Annotated in this window: 26 protein-coding genes; 1 reads left to right on the top strand and 25 read right to left on the bottom strand. The window is 62.4% G+C overall.

The features are described 5' to 3' along the window. Positions 1–113: 113 nt before the first annotated feature. From rplO to rpsL, 25 genes are all read right to left on the bottom strand, one after another. Positions 114–587, bottom strand: coding sequence for a 50S ribosomal protein L15 (rplO, locus tag FJ979_RS25690; protein WP_140501273.1), 474 nt, complete (start codon positions 585–587; stop codon positions 114–116). A 22-nt stretch (positions 588–609) separates the two neighbouring features. Continuing rightward, a complete protein-coding gene (rpmD, locus tag FJ979_RS25685; RefSeq protein WP_006205449.1) occupies positions 610–807 on the bottom strand; it encodes a 50S ribosomal protein L30 in 198 nt (65 codons plus the stop codon). Positions 808–831: 24 nt separating this feature from the next. Beyond that, positions 832–1,395 carry a 30S ribosomal protein S5 gene (gene rpsE, locus FJ979_RS25680; protein WP_006333394.1) on the bottom strand — a complete coding sequence of 188 codons (564 nt, stop codon included), beginning with the start codon at positions 1,393–1,395 and terminating at the stop codon, positions 832–834. 147 nt (positions 1,396–1,542) lie between these two features. After that, positions 1,543–1,902 (bottom strand): 50S ribosomal protein L18, encoded by a 360-nt coding sequence (gene rplR / locus FJ979_RS25675; RefSeq protein ID WP_140501271.1) that lies wholly within the window; start codon positions 1,900–1,902, stop codon positions 1,543–1,545. Positions 1,903–2,041: 139 nt separating this feature from the next. Next, a complete protein-coding gene (gene rplF, locus FJ979_RS25670) occupies positions 2,042–2,575 on the bottom strand; it encodes a 50S ribosomal protein L6 (protein WP_140501269.1) in 534 nt (177 codons plus the stop codon). Between the two features lie 93 nt (positions 2,576–2,668). After that, positions 2,669–3,067, bottom strand: a complete 399-nt coding sequence (rpsH, locus tag FJ979_RS25665; protein ID WP_006205453.1) for a 30S ribosomal protein S8 — start codon at positions 3,065–3,067, stop codon at positions 2,669–2,671. 12 nt (positions 3,068–3,079) lie between these two features. Further along, positions 3,080–3,385 carry a 30S ribosomal protein S14 gene (gene rpsN / locus FJ979_RS25660; RefSeq protein ID WP_013895695.1) on the bottom strand — a complete coding sequence of 102 codons (306 nt, stop codon included), beginning with the start codon at positions 3,383–3,385 and terminating at the stop codon, positions 3,080–3,082. Between the two features lie 27 nt (positions 3,386–3,412). Beyond that, positions 3,413–3,991, bottom strand: coding sequence for a 50S ribosomal protein L5 (gene rplE, locus FJ979_RS25655; protein ID WP_023717521.1), 579 nt, complete (start codon positions 3,989–3,991; stop codon positions 3,413–3,415). Next, positions 3,984–4,298: a 50S ribosomal protein L24 gene (gene rplX, locus FJ979_RS25650; protein ID WP_006205456.1), complete on the bottom strand. Its 315-nt coding sequence runs from the start codon at positions 4,296–4,298 to the stop codon at positions 3,984–3,986. Before rplX ends, rplE begins: the two co-directional genes overlap by 8 nt. Positions 4,299–4,310: 12 nt before the next feature. Continuing rightward, positions 4,311–4,679, bottom strand: coding sequence for a 50S ribosomal protein L14 (rplN, locus tag FJ979_RS25645; protein WP_006205457.1), 369 nt, complete (start codon positions 4,677–4,679; stop codon positions 4,311–4,313). 85 nt (positions 4,680–4,764) lie between these two features. Then, complete coding sequence (gene rpsQ, locus FJ979_RS25640) at positions 4,765–5,004, bottom strand: 30S ribosomal protein S17 (protein ID WP_010909280.1); 240 nt, start codon at positions 5,002–5,004, stop codon at positions 4,765–4,767. 11 nt (positions 5,005–5,015) lie between these two features. Further along, positions 5,016–5,216: a 50S ribosomal protein L29 gene (gene rpmC, locus FJ979_RS25635; RefSeq protein WP_006205459.1), complete on the bottom strand. Its 201-nt coding sequence runs from the start codon at positions 5,214–5,216 to the stop codon at positions 5,016–5,018. A gap of 13 nt (positions 5,217–5,229) precedes the next feature. Then, positions 5,230–5,643, bottom strand: coding sequence for a 50S ribosomal protein L16 (gene rplP / locus FJ979_RS25630; RefSeq protein WP_027026963.1), 414 nt, complete (start codon positions 5,641–5,643; stop codon positions 5,230–5,232). Between the two features lie 27 nt (positions 5,644–5,670). Next, entirely contained in the window at positions 5,671–6,399 is a 729-nt protein-coding gene (rpsC, locus tag FJ979_RS25625) for a 30S ribosomal protein S3 (RefSeq protein WP_140501263.1), read from the bottom strand. Then, a complete protein-coding gene (gene rplV / locus FJ979_RS25620; RefSeq protein ID WP_006205462.1) occupies positions 6,399–6,788 on the bottom strand; it encodes a 50S ribosomal protein L22 in 390 nt (129 codons plus the stop codon). The genes rpsC and rplV overlap by 1 nt, the downstream gene beginning before the upstream one ends. Before the next feature lie 2 nt (positions 6,789–6,790). Continuing rightward, positions 6,791–7,069, bottom strand: a complete 279-nt coding sequence (rpsS, locus tag FJ979_RS25615; protein ID WP_006205463.1) for a 30S ribosomal protein S19 — start codon at positions 7,067–7,069, stop codon at positions 6,791–6,793. A 16-nt stretch (positions 7,070–7,085) separates the two neighbouring features. Further along, positions 7,086–7,919, bottom strand: a complete 834-nt coding sequence (gene rplB / locus FJ979_RS25610; RefSeq protein ID WP_140501261.1) for a 50S ribosomal protein L2 — start codon at positions 7,917–7,919, stop codon at positions 7,086–7,088. A 22-nt stretch (positions 7,920–7,941) separates the two neighbouring features. Further along, complete coding sequence (locus tag FJ979_RS25605) at positions 7,942–8,235, bottom strand: 50S ribosomal protein L23 (protein WP_006205465.1); 294 nt, start codon at positions 8,233–8,235, stop codon at positions 7,942–7,944. Continuing rightward, positions 8,232–8,852: a 50S ribosomal protein L4 gene (gene rplD / locus FJ979_RS25600; protein WP_140501259.1), complete on the bottom strand. Its 621-nt coding sequence runs from the start codon at positions 8,850–8,852 to the stop codon at positions 8,232–8,234. Before rplD ends, FJ979_RS25605 begins: the two co-directional genes overlap by 4 nt. Then, positions 8,852–9,580 carry a 50S ribosomal protein L3 gene (rplC, locus tag FJ979_RS25595; RefSeq protein WP_140501257.1) on the bottom strand — a complete coding sequence of 243 codons (729 nt, stop codon included), beginning with the start codon at positions 9,578–9,580 and terminating at the stop codon, positions 8,852–8,854. The genes rplD and rplC overlap by 1 nt, the downstream gene beginning before the upstream one ends. Before the next feature lie 61 nt (positions 9,581–9,641). Then, positions 9,642–9,950, bottom strand: coding sequence for a 30S ribosomal protein S10 (gene rpsJ / locus FJ979_RS25590; RefSeq protein WP_006205468.1), 309 nt, complete (start codon positions 9,948–9,950; stop codon positions 9,642–9,644). 66 nt (positions 9,951–10,016) lie between these two features. Beyond that, positions 10,017–11,192, bottom strand: a complete 1,176-nt coding sequence (gene tuf / locus FJ979_RS25585) for an elongation factor Tu (protein ID WP_140584204.1) — start codon at positions 11,190–11,192, stop codon at positions 10,017–10,019. Positions 11,193–11,257: 65 nt separating this feature from the next. Further along, complete coding sequence (fusA, locus tag FJ979_RS25580) at positions 11,258–13,348, bottom strand: elongation factor G (RefSeq protein ID WP_140584203.1); 2,091 nt, start codon at positions 13,346–13,348, stop codon at positions 11,258–11,260. 29 nt (positions 13,349–13,377) lie between these two features. Further along, positions 13,378–13,848 carry a 30S ribosomal protein S7 gene (gene rpsG, locus FJ979_RS25575; protein ID WP_008875664.1) on the bottom strand — a complete coding sequence of 157 codons (471 nt, stop codon included), beginning with the start codon at positions 13,846–13,848 and terminating at the stop codon, positions 13,378–13,380. A 63-nt stretch (positions 13,849–13,911) separates the two neighbouring features. Further along, complete coding sequence (gene rpsL, locus FJ979_RS25570; RefSeq protein ID WP_006333356.1) at positions 13,912–14,283, bottom strand: 30S ribosomal protein S12; 372 nt, start codon at positions 14,281–14,283, stop codon at positions 13,912–13,914. 464 nt (positions 14,284–14,747) lie between these two features. On the opposite strand from rpsL, the gene FJ979_RS25565 reads away from it, so the two are divergent. Next, positions 14,748–15,029 carry a transcriptional regulator gene (locus tag FJ979_RS25565; protein WP_140501636.1) on the top strand — a complete coding sequence of 94 codons (282 nt, stop codon included), beginning with the start codon at positions 14,748–14,750 and terminating at the stop codon, positions 15,027–15,029. The last annotated feature ends 39 nt before the right edge of the window (positions 15,030–15,068 follow it).

The raw sequence follows: 15,068 nt of genomic DNA, 5'->3' as shown, positions 1-15,068 counted from the left end.
CGGACTGTAAACATGCAAGCGGCCGCGTTGACGCGGCCGCCATATTGAACAGGTCGAAGCGCGATCGAAAGCAAAACCGGATCCGGCCTTGCCGAGCGCGCTTCAAATTGCTGTTACTCGGCGGCCGCCTCTTGCGGCAGCTTGACCGAACCGCCGGCCTTTTCGATCTTCTCGATCGCGGCCTTGGAGGCCCCGGCGACGTCAAAGGCGAGCTTCGCCTTGAGATCGCCGTCCGACAGCACGCGCACGCCGTCCTTCACGCGACGGATGACGCCGGCGGCTACCAGCGCCTCGGCCGTCACGGTCGCCTTCGCATCGAGCTTCTTGGCGTCTACAGCGGCCTGGATACGGGCCAGCGAGACGACGGTGAAGCTCTTGGCGAAGATGTTGTTGAAGCCACGCTTCGGCAGGCGCCGATAGAGCGGCATCTGGCCACCCTCGAAGCCGTTGACGGCGACGCCGGAGCGCGCCTTCTGGCCCTTGACGCCGCGACCGGCAGTCTTGCCGGAACCGGAGCCGATGCCGCGGCCGAGACGCTTCTTCGAATGCGTCGCGCCGTCCTTGTCACGCAGATCGTTGAGTTTCATCTTGCTTCTCCTGCGCCTGTGCTCAGCCCTCGTCCACGACGCGGACGAGATGCTGGACGGCAGCGATCATGCCGCGCACGGAAGGCGTATCTTCCAGCGTGCGCTGCTTGTGCATCTTGTTGAGGCCGAGGCCGACCAGCGTCGCGCGCTGTTCCTTCGGGCGACGGATCGGCGAGCCGATCTGCTCAACGGTGATGGTCTTGGTTGCTTTCTTGGCCATGGTCAAAATCCCTGGTCAGATCGACTATTCTTCAGCCGCGACGGCGGTGCCGCGGCGGGCCTGAAGGGTCGAATACTTGATGCCGCGCGCGGCAGCCACATCCTTGGGATGCATCTGGCTCTTCAGCGCGTCGAAAGTGGCGCGAACCATGTTGTAAGGGTTCGACGAACCCATCGACTTGGCGACCACGTCATGCATGCCGAGCGTCTCGAAGACGGCACGCATCGGGCCGCCGGCGATGATGCCGGTACCTTGCTTGGCGGCGCGCAGGAGAACACGGCCGGCGCCCCAGCGTCCCTCGACATCGTGGTGCAGCGTGCGGCCCGAGCGCAGCGGCACGAAGATCATGTCGCGCTTGGCCGATTCGGTTGCCTTGCGGATGGCTTCCGGCACTTCGCGCGCCTTGCCGTGACCGAAGCCGACGCGGCCCTTCTGGTCGCCGACGACGACGAGTGCTGCAAAACCGAAGCGGCGGCCGCCCTTGACGACCTTGGCGACACGGTTGATGTGGACGAGCTTGTCGACCATGCCGTCATCGCGTTCTTCACGATCGCGGCCGCGGCCGCCATCCCTACGTTCCTGTGCCATATCCTGTTCCTTGTTCTTTTCCGGAAGCACGGGTTGCTGAATGCCGACGCCTCATTGCGGGTCGCCGACGGTGAAAATCATCACTCCCTTGCATGATCCGTTTCGAAAAGTCTGCAACTTTCTGCCGACTTTCGGTCCGGATCAGGCTTAGAAGCTCAAGCCGCCTTCACGAGCCGCCTCGGCCAGCGCCTTGACGCGGCCGTGATAGATGTACGGGCCGCGGTCGAAGACGACTTCCTTGACTCCCGCCTTGGCGGCACGCTCGGCGATCAGCTTGCCAATCGCGGCAGCGGCAGCGGTATCTGCACCGGTCTTGAGCGAACCCTTGAGGTCCTTCTCGAGGGTCGAGGCGGCAGCGATGGTGTGGCCCTTGGCGTCGTCGATGACCTGGACGTAGATGTTCTTCGACGTGCGGTGAACCGACAGGCGCGGACGCTCGCCGGCGACCTTCTTGATCTGGCGGCGGACGCGCTGCGCGCGGCGCTGAGTGGCTTCCTTGGTACCCATGATGGTCTTCCTTGCCTTCAGAAAACGGGGGCCGCCCTGTGCGGTAGGCGAAAGCGCCTCCCGCGACCGCTCCCCGCGGCGTTACACTTCCTGGCTTGGCCCCTTCCGAAAAGTCTGCACCTTCCCGGGGCCAAACCCACTACTTCTTCTTGCCTTCCTTGCGGACGATCTTCTCGCCTGCATAGCGGACGCCCTTGCCCTTGTAGGGCTCGGGGCCACGGTATTCGCGGATTTCCGCGGCCACCTGGCCGACCTGCTGCTTGTCGATACCGGCAACGGTGATTTCGGTCGGCTTCGGCACGGTGATGGTGATGCCTTGCGGCGTCTCGTAGACGACGTCGTGGCTGAAGCCGAGCGCCAGCTGCAGGTTCTTGCCCTGCAAGGCCGCGCGATAGCCGACGCCGGTGATCTCGAGCTTCTTCTCGAAGCCGTCCTTGACGCCCTGCAGGATGTTGACGATCTGCGTGCGCGACATGCCCCACTTGGAGCGGGCAGTCTTGGACTGGTCGCGCGGCTCGACAGCGATCTCGCTGCCTTCCATCTTGACCAGCACTTCGTCGTTGACCACGAACTTCAGCTCGCCCTTGGGGCCCTTCGCCGTCACGGTCTGGCCGTTGACGGTCGCGGTCACGCCCTGCGGCAGCGAAACGGGTTTCTTTCCAATACGAGACATTTTGTTGTCCTCGTCACTTCTCTTGTTTCAGGTCTCTGTCTTCGGGACGATCCGAAGACCGGATTCCATTTTTTTCGGGATCACGCTGCCGGATCAGAAGATCTGGCAGAGGATCTCGCCACCGACGTTCTGTTCGCGCGCTTCGTGGTCGGCCATCACGCCCTTCGGCGTCGAAAGGATGGCGATACCGAGGCCGTTGGCGACATGCGGGATCGACTTGGCCGAAACGTAAACGCGGCGGCCCGGCTTCGAGACGCGGGCGATTTCGCGCACCACCGGCGCTCCATCGAAATACTTCAGCTCGATCTCGATTTCGGACTTGCCGTTGTCGAAGTCGGTCTGGCTGTAGTCGCGGATATAGCCTTCAGCCTTCAGCACGTCGAGGACGCGGGTGCGCAGACGCGAGGCCGGCGTCGACACGCTCGACTTCTTGCGGCCATAGGCGTTGCGGATGCGGGTCAGCATATCGCCGAGAGGATCGCTCAATGACATGTTATGTCCTCCTTACCAGCTCGACTTGACCAGGCCCGGGATCTGGCCGTTATTGCCGAGATCACGAAGCGCGATGCGCGATACTTTGAGCTTGCGATAATAGGCACGCGGGCGGCCGGTGACTTCGCAGCGGTTGCGGATGCGGATCTTGGCCGAGTTGCGCGGCATGGCGGCAAGCTTGAGCTGTGCGCGGAAGCGCTCTTCCATCGGCTTGGACTGGTCCATGATGATCGCCTTCAGGGCAGCGCGCTTGGGACCGTACTGGTCGGCAAGCTTGCGGCGCCTGTTGTTCTTCTCGACTGAGCTGGTCTTTGCCATTTCAGATTTTTCCTTTTCTCGCTGCCGTTACTGGCGGAAGGGGAAGTTGAAGGCCTTGAGCAGTGCCCTGGCTTCGTCGTCCGTCTTCGCAGTCGTACAAACGATGACGTCCATGCCCCAGATCTGATCAACCTTGTCGTAGTTGATCTCCGGGAACACGATGTGTTCCTTGATGCCCATGGCGTAGTTGCCACGGCCATCGAAGCTCTTCGGATTCAGTCCGCGGAAGTCGCGGACGCGCGGCAGCGCGATGTTCACGAGGCGGTCAAGGAACTCGTACATGCGTTCCTTGCGCAGCGTGACCTTGGCGCCGATCGGCATCTTCTCGCGGACCTTGAAGCCCGCGATCGAATTGCGGGCGCGGGTGACGACGGCCTTCTGGCCGGCGATCATCGCCAGATCCTCGGCCGCGATCGAAGGCTTCTTCGAATCGCCGGTCGCTTCGCCAACGCCCATGTTCAGCACGATCTTGTCGATGCGCGGAACCTGCATCTCGTTGTCGTAGCCGAACTGCTCCTGCAAGGCCTTGCGGATGGTCTCGTTGTAGACCTGCTTGAGGCGCGGCGTGTTCTGGGCAGTCGCCTGCTTGGTTTGAGCCTTAGCCATTGATGACTTCTCCCGAGCGCTTGGCGACGCGCACCTTCTTGCCGTCCTTCTGGAAGATGAAGCCGACGCGGGTCGGCTTGCCATCCTTGGGGTCGGCCAGCGCGATGTTCGACAGCTGGATCGGCGCTTCCTTGGTGATGATCCCGCCCTCTTGGGACTGGGACTGCTTCTGGTGACGACGGATCATGTTGACGCCGCGCACCAGCGCGGTGTCGTCCTTCGGCTGAACCGACAGGACTTCGCCCGAACGGCCCTTGTCCTTGCCAGCCAGCACGACGACCTTGTCGCCTTTTCTAATCTTCTGCATTGGTCCGGCTCCTTACAGCACTTCAGGCGCGAGCGAGATGATCTTCATGTGGTTCTTGGCGCGGAGTTCGCGCGGAACCGGTCCGAAGATACGCGTGCCGATCGGCTCTTTCTTGTTGTCGACAAGAACGGCCGCGTTCTTGTCGAAACGGATCACGCTGCCGTCCGGGCGGCGGATGTCCTTGGCCGTGCGAACCACGACCGCCTTCATCACATCGCCCTTCTTCACGCGGCCGCGCGGGATGGCTTCCTTGATCGACACCACGATGATGTCGCCTACGGAAGCGTATTTCCGCTTCGAGCCGCCCAGCACCTTGATGCACATGACACGACGGGCGCCGGAATTATCCGCGACGTCGAGGTTTGTTTGCATCTGAATCATGACTGGCCGCCTTCTTCTTTTCTAACGGGACGGGTTCTTCACCCCTCCCCGGTCTGTCCAAAATTCGTTTGTTTACGCCCAGAGATCAGGCTTGGTCCGAAGACACGACGATCCAGCGCTTGTCCTTGGAAATCGGCTTCGATTCCTGGATGAACACCTGATCGCCAACCTTGTGGGCGTTGTTCTCGTCGTGCGCCTTGTACTTCTTGGTCATGCGCACGGTCTTCTTCATCACGGGATGCGTGAAGCGCCGTTCGACCTTGACGACAACCGTCTTCTCGTTCTTGTCGCTGACGACGGTGCCCTGCAGAATGCGCTTTGGCATGGTTTTCGTCCTTAAGCCTTCTTAGCCGCGGACTTTTCCGCAGCGATGGTCTTGATACGCGCAATGTCCTTGCGGACCTGCCTCACGCGCGCGGTCTTTTCGAGCTGGCCGGTCGCCTTCTGGAAGCGCAGGTTGAACTGCTCCTTCTTCAGGCTGGCCAGGTCGTCGGTCAGCTGGTCCTGGGTCTTGGTCCGGATGTCTTCGGCTTTCATGATCAGCCCGTCCTTATTCTGCGATGCGCTGTACGAAGCGCGTCCTGACCGAGAGCTTGGCCGCGCCGAGACGCAGTGCCTCACGGGCGGTTTCTTCATTGACGCCGTCGATCTCGAACATGATCCGGCCCGGCTTGACGCGCGCCGCCCAGTAGTCGACCGCGCCCTTGCCCTTGCCCATGCGGACTTCGGTCGGCTTCGAGGTGACCGGCAGATCCGGGAAAATACGGATCCAGACACGGCCGGCGCGCTTCATCTCGCGGGTGATCGCGCGGCGAGCCGCCTCGATCTCGCGCGCGGTGACGCGGTTCGGCTCAAGCGCCTTCAGCCCGAAACCACCGAAATCCAGATTGGTGCCGCCCTTGGCGGTACCGTGGATGCGGCCCTTGAACTGCTTGCGGAACTTTGTGCGCTTTGGCTGCAGCATCGTTCTAACTCCAAATTCCTAAATGTCTCAGGCGTTTTCGCGACGACGACCGCGTTCGCGATCACCACCACCACCGCCATGCGCATGATCGCCCTCGGTCGCGCGGCGCTCCGAAGCCATCGGGTCGTGCTCGAGGATCTCGCCCTTGAACACCCACACCTTGACGCCGCAGATGCCGTACGCCGTATTCGCCTCGGCCGTGCCGTAGTCGACATCGGCACGCAGCGTGTGCAGCGGCACGCGGCCTTCACGGTACCATTCCATGCGCGCGATTTCAGCGCCGCCGAGACGGCCCGAGCAGTTGATGCGGATGCCTTCGGCACCGAGGCGCATCGCCGACTGCACGGCACGCTTCATGGCGCGGCGGAACGCGATGCGGCGCTCGAGCTGCTGGGCGATCGACTGGGCGACCAGGGTCGCGTCGATTTCCGGCTTGCGCACTTCGACGATGTTGAGGTGCGTCTCGGACTTGGTCATCTCCATCAGCTTCTTGCGAAGCTTCTCGATGTCGGCGCCCTTCTTGCCGATGATCAGACCCGGGCGCGCGGCATGGATGGTGACGCGGCACTTTTTGTGCGGACGCTCGATCACGACCTTCGAGATGGCAGCCTGCTTGAGCTCCTTCTCGAGGTACTTGCGGATCTTGATGTCCTCATGCAGCAGCTTGCCGTACTCGCCGGTGTTCGCGAACCAGCGCGAATCCCAGGTGCGGTTGATGCCGAGGCGAAGACCGATCGGATTGACTTTCTGGCCCATTATGCGGCCTCCCCTTTTTCTTCGACTTCACGAACGACGATCGTGAGGTGCGAGAACGGCTTCTCGATACGGCTGGCGCGACCACGGCCCCGGGCATGAAACCGCTTCATGACGATCGACTTGCCGACATAGGCTTCCGCCACGATCAGCGCATCGACGTCGAGGTCGTGGTTATTTTCCGCGTTGGCGATTGCCGATTCCAGCGTCTTCTTGACCGTGCCGGAAATCCGCTTGGCCGAGAATTCCAGGTCGGAAAGCGCTGTCGCGACCTTCTTGCCGCGGATCAGCGCGGCAACCAGGTTCAGCTTCTGCGGGCTGATACGGATCGTGCGCAGTACGGCGCGCGCTTCGTTGTCAGCAAGCCTGCGCGGAGCTTTGGCCTTGCCCATGATTATTTCCTCTTCGCCTTCTTATCCGCGCCGTGACCGTAGTAGGTCCGCGTCGGAGCGAATTCACCGAACTTGTGACCGACCATGTCCTCGTTCACCGAGACGGGAACATGCTTCTGGCCGTTGTAGACACCGAAGGTGAAGCCGACGAACTGCGGCAGGATGGTGGAGCGACGGCTCCACATCTTGATCACCTCATTGCGACCACCTTCACGAACCTTGTCCACCTTCTTGAGAAGGTAGCCGTCGATGAAGGGGCCTTTCCAAATAGAACGAGTCACTTGGCGTTACCTCTTCTTAGCTCTTGCGCTGATGGCGCGAGCGCAGGATGAACTTGTCGGTCGCCTTGTTGGACCGCGTCTTCTTGCCCTTGGTCGGCTTGCCCCACGGCGAGACCGGATGACGGCCACCGGAGGTGCGGCCTTCACCACCGCCATGCGGGTGGTCGACCGGGTTCATGGTCACGCCGCGATTGTGCGGGCGCTTGCCACGCCAAACCGTGCGGCCGGCCTTGCCGTCGTTGATGTTGCCGTGGTCCGGGTTGGACACGGCACCGACGGTGGCCATGCAGGAGCCGTGAACGACACGCTGCTCGCCCGAGTTGAGGCGCAGGATCGCCATGCCCTGGTCGCGACCGACGAGCTGGGCGTAACCGCCAGCCGAACGGGCGACCTGGGCGCCCTTGCCCGGCTTCAGCTCGATGTTGTGGACGATCGTGCCGACCGGCATCGAGGCCAGCGGCATCGCATTGCCCGGCTTCACGTCGACCGCTTCGCCAGCCACGATCTTGTCGCCGGCGGCAAGGCGCTGCGGAGCGATGATGTAGGACAGCTCGCCATCGTCATACTTGATCAGCGCGATGAAGGCGGTGCGGTTCGGATCGTATTCAATGCGCTCGACCGTGCCGACGACGTCGAACTTGCGGCGCTTGAAATCGATGATGCGGTACGAACGCTTGTGACCGCCGCCGATGAAGCGTGCAGTGATGCGGCCGTAATTGTTACGGCCGCCCGACTTGGTCAGGCCCTCGGTCAGACCCTTGACGGGCTTGCCCTTGTAGAGGCCCGAGCGGTCGACGATGACCAGCTGACGGGTGCTCGGCGTTATCGGGTTGAATTTTTTAAGTGCCATTGTCCTGTCCTCGCGGCCTTGCTCAGAGACCCGTCGCGACGTCGATCGACTGGCCGTCGGCCAGCGTCACTACCGCCTTCTTGACGTCGCTCTGGCGGCCGATCGTGCCGCGGAAGCGCTTGATCTTGCCCTTGCGGACAAGCGTGTTCACGGCCATCACCTTGACGCCGAACAGCGCTTCGACGGCGGCCTTGATTTCCGGCTTCGACGCCTTCTTGGCGACGTTGAAGACGACCTGGTTCTGCTCGGAAGCCATGGTCGACTTTTCGGTGATCGCCGGGCTGACGATTACGTCGTAGTGACGAAGGTCGGTCATTTAAAGCGCTCCTCGAGAGCCTCGACGGCGGCCTTCGAAAGGACCAGCGTGCCGCGGCGCAAAATGTCGTAGACGTTGATGCCCTGGATGGGCAGCACGTCGATGTTCGGGATGTTGGTCGCGGCCAGCTTGAAGTTCCGGTCGAGCTCGGCGCCACCGATCACCAGGGCGTTCGTCAGGCCCAGCGTCGCGAAATTCGCGATCAGCGCCTTGGTCTTTGCCTCGGTCAGCTTCAGCTCGTCGATGACGATGATCGACGCGCTCTTGGCCTTGGCCGAGAGAGCATGCTTGAGGCCGAGCGCGCGGACCTTCTTCGGCAGCTCGTGCTCGTGGCTGCGAACGACCGGGCCGTGAGCCTTGCCGCCGCCGCGGAACTGCGGAGCGCGTGCCGAATGGTGACGGGCGCGGCCCGTACCCTTCTGTTTGTACATCTTGGCGCCGGTGCGCGCGATCTCGGCGCGGCCCTTGGCCTTGTGCGTGCCCTGCTGCTTCTTGGCGAGCTGCCAGCGCACGACGCGCTGCAAAATGTCCTCGCGCGGATCAAGGCCGAAAATCTCCTCGGAGAGTTTCACCTTGCCGGCGTCCTTGCCGCCCAGCGTTGTGATCTTGAGATCCATTATTCCGCTCCCTCTGTGGCCGGAGCCTCATTCTTCGTGCCCATACCGGCAGCAACTGGGCGGATCGCGGCGGGCTTCGGCGCATTGGCCGGAAGCGCCACCTTGGCGGCGTCGCGAACCAGGATCCACGCACCCTTCGACCCGGGAACCGCGCCGCGGATCAGGATCAGGCCGCGGTCGGCATCGGTCGAGACGATCTCGACGTTCTGCGTGGTGACGCGCGTGTCGCCCATGTGGCCGGCCATCTTCTTGCCCTTGAACACCTTGCCGGGGTCCTGGCGCTGGCCGGTCGAGCCGTGCGTGCGGTGCGAGACCGAGTTACCGTGGGTCGCGCGGCCACCACCCATGTGGTGGCGCTTGATGACGCCCTGGAAACCCTTGCCGATCGTCGTGCCGGTGACGTCGACCTTCTGGCCGGCGACGAAATGCTCGACAGTGATCTCGGCGCCGACATCGATCATGTTGTCGGCGGAGACGCGGAACTCGGCAAGCTTGGCCTTCGGCTCGACGGAAGCGGTCGCGAAATGGCCGCGCATCGCCTTCGACGTGTTCTTCACCTTGGCAAGGCCAACGCCGAGCTGAACGGCGGTGTAGCCATTCTTCTCCTGCGTGCGCTGCGCCACGACCTGGCAGTTCTCCATCTGGAGAACGGTGACGGGAACATGTTCCCCGGCATCGTTGTAGATGCGGGTCATTCCCACCTTCTTTGCAATCACACCTGAACGCATCGGTTCAATTCCTTTAGAGTTCCGGGCCAGGGGCACCGCCCCTTACCGCGCTCTCATTCCCTTAGAGCTTGATCTCGACGTCGACACCGGCGGCCAGATCGAGCTTCATCAAAGCATCGACGGTCTGCGGGGTCGGATCGACGATATCGAGCAGACGCTTGTGCGTGCGCATCTCGAACTGCTCGCGGCTCTTCTTGTCGACGTGAGGCGACCGGTTGACCGTGAACTTTTCGATCCGCGTCGGCAGCGGAATGGGGCCGCGGACGTTGGCACCGGTGCGCTTGGCCGTCGACACGATTTCGCGCGTCGAGGCGTCGAGCACCCGGTGATCAAACGCCTTCAGGCGGATGCGGATATTCTGTCCGTTCATGCGTCACTTCCTTGTTCTGGCGCGGCGCGGGCACCCGCGCCCGCGACAGATCGGTTTAAGTCCAAATTACTCTTTGATGGTGACGACGATGCCGGCACCGACGGTGCGGCCGCCTTCACGGATGGCGAAGCGCAGCTTCTCTTCCATGGCGATCGGCACGATCAGCTCGACATCGACCGTGATGTTGTCGCCAGGCATCACCATCTCGGTGCCGGCCGGCAGCGACACGATGCCGGTCACGTCGGTGGTGCGGAAGTAGAACTGCGGACGGTAGTTGGTGAAGAACGGCGTGTGACGGCCGCCCTCGTCCTTGGTCAGGATGTAGGCTTCGGCCACGAACTTCTTGTGCGGCTTCACCGTGCCCGGCTTGGCCAGGACCTGGCCGCGCTCGACACCTTCACGGTCGACGCCGCGCAGCAGCGCGCCGATGTTGTCGCCGGCCTGGCCCTGGTCGAGCAGCTTGCGGAACATCTCGACGCCCGTGCAGGTCGTCTTGGTGGTCGGACGAATGCCGATGATCTCCAGCTCCTCGCCGACCTTGACCACGCCGCGCTCGACGCGACCGGTCACGACCGTGCCGCGGCCCGAGATCGAGAACACGTCCTCGATCGGCATCAGGAACGGCTTGTCGAGCGGACGAACCGGCGTCGGGATGTAGGCGTCGACCTGAGCCATCAGCTCGCGGATCGCGTCCTCGCCGATCTTCTTGTCCGAATCTTCCAGAGCCGCCAGCGCCGAACCCTTGACGATCGGAATGTCGTCGCCGGGGAACTCGTTCTTGGTCAGCAATTCGCGAACCTCGAGCTCGACCAGCTCAAGCAGCTCGGCATCGTCGACCTGGTCGACCTTGTTCAAGAACACCACGATCGACGGCACGCCGACCTGGCGGGCCAAAAGGATGTGCTCGCGGGTCTGCGGCATCGGGCCGTCGGCGGCCGACACAACCAGGATCGCGCCGTCCATCTGCGCGGCACCGGTGATCATGTTCTTCACATAGTCGGCGTGGCCGGGGCAGTCGACGTGGGCGTAGTGGCGGTTCTCCGTCTCGTACTCGACGTGAGCCGTCGAGATCGTGATGCCGCGCGCCTTCTCTTCCGGCGCCGCGTCAATCTGGTCATAGCGCTTGTATTCGCCAAAATACTTGGTGATCGCTGCCGTCAAAGACGTCTTGCCATGATCAACGTGGCCAATCGTGCCGATGTTCACATGCGGCTTGGTGCGCTCGAATTTACCTTTTGCCATGTGATGTCTCCATTCCTGCTCGCCCGTACGGGCTCTTAATTAAGTTGCCGCAGCACCCTGCCGGGTTACGCGTATTTCTTCTGGACTTCCTGGGCGACCGCGGTCGGGACCGGCTCGTAATGGTCGAACTGCATCGTGTAGGCCGCACGGCCCTGGCTCATCGAGCGCAGATTGTCGACGTACTTGAACATGTTGGCGAGCGGCACCATCGCGTTGATGACGACTGCCACGCCGCGGGCTTCCTGGCCCTGGATCTGGCCACGACGGCCGTTGAGGTCGCCGATGACACCGCCGACATAATCTTCCGGCGTCACGACCTCGACCTTCATGATCGGCTCGAGCAGCTGCACGCCGAGCTTCGGCGAAGCTTCCATAAAGCAAGCGCGGGAAGCGATTTCGAATGCGAGCACCGAAGAGTCGACGTCGTGGAAAGCGCCGTCGATCAAGGTAGCCTTGACGCCGATCATCGGGAACCCGGCAAACGGGCCGGAACCCATCTTGCTCAGCAGGCCCTTCTCGACACCCGGGATGTATTCCTTCGGCACAGCGCCGCCGACGATCTTGGATTCGAACACGAAATCCTCGCCATCGGGGTTCGGCTCGAACACGATCTTCACGCGGGCGAACTGCCCGGTACCACCGGTCTGCTTCTTGTGCGTGTAGTCCTGCTCGTGCCTGCGGGTGATCGTCTCGCGATAAGCCACCTGCGGTGCACCGACATTGGCCTCGACCTTGAACTCGCGGCGCATGCGATCGACGATGATGTCGAGGTGCAGCTCGCCCATGCCGGAAATGATGGTCTGGCCGCTTTCCTCGTCGGTCTTGACGCGGAAGGACGGATCCTCGGCAGCCAGGCGATGCAGCGCGAGGCCCATCTTTTCCTGGTCGTTCTTGGTCTTCGGCTCGATAGCGATCTGGATGACCGGATCGGGGAATTCCATACGCTCGAGGATGACCGGATGCAGCGGATCGCACAGCGTATCGCCGGTGGTCGTGTCCTTGAGACCTGCGAGAGCGACGATGTCGCCGGCATAGGCCTCTTCAACGTCGGCACGGGAATTCGCATGCATCTGCAGCATGCGGCCGATGCGCTCTTTCTTGCCCTTCACGGTGTTGTCGACCGAGATGCCCTTGGTGAGCTTGCCCGAATAGATGCGGGCAAAGGTCAGCGAACCGACGAACGGGTCGTTCATGATCTTGAACGCCAGCATCGACAGCGGCTCGTTGTCGTCGGCGTGACGCTCGATCTCGGCGTCGGTCTTGGCATCGACACCCTTGATCGCGGGCACATCGGCCGGCGACGGCAGGTATTCCACGACGGCGTCGAGCAGAGGCTGCACGCCCTTGTTCTTGAATGCCGAGCCGCAGAACATCGGGAAGAACTTGACCGCGATGGTGCCCTTGCGGATCAGCGCGCGGATCTCGTCATTCGACGGCATCCTGCCTTCGAGGTAGTTCTCAAGAGCCGTCTCGTCCATCTCGACGGCGGCCTCGATCATCTTCTCGCGGTATTCCTCGGCGCGAGCCTTGAGGTCGGCCGGGATCTCGACGACGTCCCAGGCAGCGCCCAGCGTCTCGTCGCGCCAGACCAGCGCGTTCATCTCGACCAGGTCGACGACGCCCTTGAATTCGGTCTCGGCGCCGATCGGCAGCTGCATGACGACAGCCTGCGCACCGAGGCGCGAGCCGATCATCTCGACCGAGCGGTAGAAGTCGGCGCCGGTCTTGTCCATCTTGTTGCAGAAGATCATGCGCGGCACGCGGTACTTGTCGGCCTGGCGCCAGACGGTTTCCGTCTGCGGCTCCACACCGGCATTGGCGTCGAGCAGCGCGATGGCGCCGTCAAGCACGCGCAGCGAACGCTCGACCTCGATGGTGAAGTCGACGTGTCCGGGCGTGTCGATGATGTTGAAGCGGTGCATCTTGCCGTCACGACCCTTCCAGAAGGTCGTGGTCGCGGCCGACGTGATCGTGATGCCGCGCTCCTGCTCCTGCTCCATCCAGTCCATGGTCGCGGCGCCGTCGTGCACTTCGCCGATCTTGTGCGACTTGCCCGTGTAATAGAGGACGCGCTCGGTGGTCGTCGTCTTGCCGGCGTCGATATGCGCCATGATACCGAAATTGCGGTAGTCTTCGATTTTATATTCGCGGGCCATCGTAACTGCCTCTCAGTCTCTTTCGCGCTTTACCAGCGGTAGTGCGCGAAGGCGCGGTTGGCTTCAGCCATCTTGTGGGTGTCTTCACGCTTCTTCACGGCGGTGCCGCGGTTGTTGGCCGCGTCCATCAGCTCGCCGGAAAGGCGGTCGACCATGGTGGTCTCGTTGCGGTTGCGGGCCGCGGCGATCAGCCAACGAATGGCCAGCGCCTGACGGCGCTCGGGGCGCACGTCGACCGGAACCTGGTAGGTGGCGCCGCCGACGCGACGCGAACGCACTTCCACATGCGGCGCGACATTGTCGAGCGCCTGATGGAAGACGGTGACCGGCTCCTGCTTGGTCTTCGACTGGACCTGGTCGAGCGCGCCGTAGACGATGGTCTCGGCAACCGACTTCTTGCCGTCATACATGACGGCGTTCATGAACTTGGTGACGATCAGATCGCCGAACTTGGGGTCCGGATTGATCTCACGCTTTTCTGCACTGTGACGACGGGACATGGCTTTTGTCTCTCAATCTCTCATAGCCCGGCGCAGTCAAAAAAGCGCCGAAGCCGGAAAACCTTACTTCGGACGCTTGGCACCGTATTTCGAACGGCGCTGCTTGCGGTTCTTCACACCCTGCGTGTCGAGCACGCCGCGGATGATGTGGTAACGGACACCCGGAAGGTCCTTGACGCGGCCGCCGCGGATCATGACCACGGAGTGCTCCTGAAGGTTGTGACCTTCGCCGGGGATGTAACCGATCACCTCGAAACCATTGGTCAGGCGGATCTTGGCCACCTTGCGCAGCGCCGAGTTCGGCTTCTTCGGCGTCGTTGTGTAGACGCGCGTGCAGACGCCCCGCTTCTGCGGGTTCTGCTGCATGGCCGGGACCTTGTTGCGCTTCACCGGCGCAATGCGCGGCTTGCGGATCAGCTGGTTGACGGTAGGCATTAAACCCTCTTGTCTCTCAATTCCGTGTCTCGTGCCGGTCAAGGCTCGCTCAAAGCGTCATTTCCATACGCAAATTCGGGCCACAAACCGCGCCTTGCGGTCTTGCCCGAACAAATCGCAGAGGAAGCGGATACCGCTTCGTGCACGCCGGAAATGTCTTTTCGCTCGTAAAACGAACCCTGTTTGAGGCAAACTCCAAAGCGTGTCGCTTCGGAAGGGAGAGCCTCACATCGGTTCTGACTGGGCGGCTTCTACTCGCAAGCCCGCGTACCGTCAACCCCGGAGCGGCAAATATTGCATTGAAGCCGGGGCTTGGCAGCCATGCGTAAACCGCATGTAATTTTCTTTCGTCATTTTGCAAGGGCGAGGAAGAAAGTGACCGGGTTTTGGCTGTTACGCGGCGCGGCTTCATGCGAAAAAGCCGCATGAACAGTCAAAGCCCCTCGCCGCGAAGGAATCGGCCCGTGAACGACAACGAGGAACGCCCGGTCACCATCATCACCGGCCGGGTGTGGAAGAGAAAAGGCGGCAAGCCGGAAGGCGTGCACGTCATGCTGGTTGCGCCTGATGACGATTCGGCGGTGCGCCGTGCGCTCGAATCGCTGGCGGCGGAGGGTTACGCCGAAGCCGAGCTCGACCAGATCGGCGACATGGAGGGCGAGCCCGACGAGGAGCCGCATCTTTCGGCCTTCCAGGGCGCGCTCGAAGGCGAAGTGTCGATCGTGACCTTTGACGTGCCGATCTGAAAGCGTGCCGGCCCTTGCCGTTCGAATCGCCGCTGAAGC

It is taken from the genome of Mesorhizobium sp. B1-1-6 (assembly GCF_006443035.1).
Taxonomy (GTDB): Bacteria; Pseudomonadota; Alphaproteobacteria; order Rhizobiales; family Rhizobiaceae; genus Mesorhizobium.
This window is presented reverse-complemented; position numbering and strand designations above follow the sequence as displayed.

What these genes read in the sequence shown, in the direction of transcription:
- rplO (WP_140501273.1), bottom strand. Translation starts at nt 587, where the DNA reads ATGAAACTCAACGATCTGCGTGACAAGGACGGCGCGACGCATTCGAAG.
- rpmD (WP_006205449.1), bottom strand. Translation starts at nt 807, where the DNA reads ATGGCCAAGAAAGCAACCAAGACCATCACCGTTGAGCAGATCGGCTCG.
- rpsE (WP_006333394.1), bottom strand. Translation starts at nt 1,395, where the DNA reads ATGGCACAGGAACGTAGGGATGGCGGCCGCGGCCGCGATCGTGAAGAA.
- rplR (WP_140501271.1), bottom strand. Translation starts at nt 1,902, where the DNA reads ATGGGTACCAAGGAAGCCACTCAGCGCCGCGCGCAGCGCGTCCGCCGC.
- rplF (WP_140501269.1), bottom strand. Translation starts at nt 2,575, where the DNA reads ATGTCTCGTATTGGAAAGAAACCCGTTTCGCTGCCGCAGGGCGTGACC.
- rpsH (WP_006205453.1), bottom strand. Translation starts at nt 3,067, where the DNA reads ATGTCATTGAGCGATCCTCTCGGCGATATGCTGACCCGCATCCGCAAC.
- rpsN (WP_013895695.1), bottom strand. Translation starts at nt 3,385, where the DNA reads ATGGCAAAGACCAGCTCAGTCGAGAAGAACAACAGGCGCCGCAAGCTT.
- rplE (WP_023717521.1), bottom strand. Translation starts at nt 3,991, where the DNA reads ATGGCTAAGGCTCAAACCAAGCAGGCGACTGCCCAGAACACGCCGCGC.
- rplX (WP_006205456.1), bottom strand. Translation starts at nt 4,298, where the DNA reads ATGCAGAAGATTAGAAAAGGCGACAAGGTCGTCGTGCTGGCTGGCAAG.
- rplN (WP_006205457.1), bottom strand. Translation starts at nt 4,679, where the DNA reads ATGATTCAGATGCAAACAAACCTCGACGTCGCGGATAATTCCGGCGCC.
- rpsQ (WP_010909280.1), bottom strand. Translation starts at nt 5,004, where the DNA reads ATGCCAAAGCGCATTCTGCAGGGCACCGTCGTCAGCGACAAGAACGAG.
- rpmC (WP_006205459.1), bottom strand. Translation starts at nt 5,216, where the DNA reads ATGAAAGCCGAAGACATCCGGACCAAGACCCAGGACCAGCTGACCGAC.
- rplP (WP_027026963.1), bottom strand. Translation starts at nt 5,643, where the DNA reads ATGCTGCAGCCAAAGCGCACAAAGTTCCGCAAGCAGTTCAAGGGCCGC.
- rpsC (WP_140501263.1), bottom strand. Translation starts at nt 6,399, where the DNA reads ATGGGCCAGAAAGTCAATCCGATCGGTCTTCGCCTCGGCATCAACCGC.
- rplV (WP_006205462.1), bottom strand. Translation starts at nt 6,788, where the DNA reads ATGGGCAAGGCCAAAGCTCCGCGCAGGCTTGCTGACAACGAAGCGCGC.
- rplB (WP_140501261.1), bottom strand. Translation starts at nt 7,919, where the DNA reads ATGGCACTTAAAAAATTCAACCCGATAACGCCGAGCACCCGTCAGCTG.
- FJ979_RS25605 (WP_006205465.1), bottom strand. Translation starts at nt 8,235, where the DNA reads ATGACCGACCTTCGTCACTACGACGTAATCGTCAGCCCGGCGATCACC.
- rplD (WP_140501259.1), bottom strand. Translation starts at nt 8,852, where the DNA reads ATGGATCTCAAGATCACAACGCTGGGCGGCAAGGACGCCGGCAAGGTG.
- rplC (WP_140501257.1), bottom strand. Translation starts at nt 9,580, where the DNA reads ATGCGTTCAGGTGTGATTGCAAAGAAGGTGGGAATGACCCGCATCTAC.
- rpsJ (WP_006205468.1), bottom strand. Translation starts at nt 9,950, where the DNA reads ATGAACGGACAGAATATCCGCATCCGCCTGAAGGCGTTTGATCACCGG.
- tuf (WP_140584204.1), bottom strand. Translation starts at nt 11,192, where the DNA reads ATGGCAAAAGGTAAATTCGAGCGCACCAAGCCGCATGTGAACATCGGC.
- fusA (WP_140584203.1), bottom strand. Translation starts at nt 13,348, where the DNA reads ATGGCCCGCGAATATAAAATCGAAGACTACCGCAATTTCGGTATCATG.
- rpsG (WP_008875664.1), bottom strand. Translation starts at nt 13,848, where the DNA reads ATGTCCCGTCGTCACAGTGCAGAAAAGCGTGAGATCAATCCGGACCCC.
- rpsL (WP_006333356.1), bottom strand. Translation starts at nt 14,283, where the DNA reads ATGCCTACCGTCAACCAGCTGATCCGCAAGCCGCGCATTGCGCCGGTG.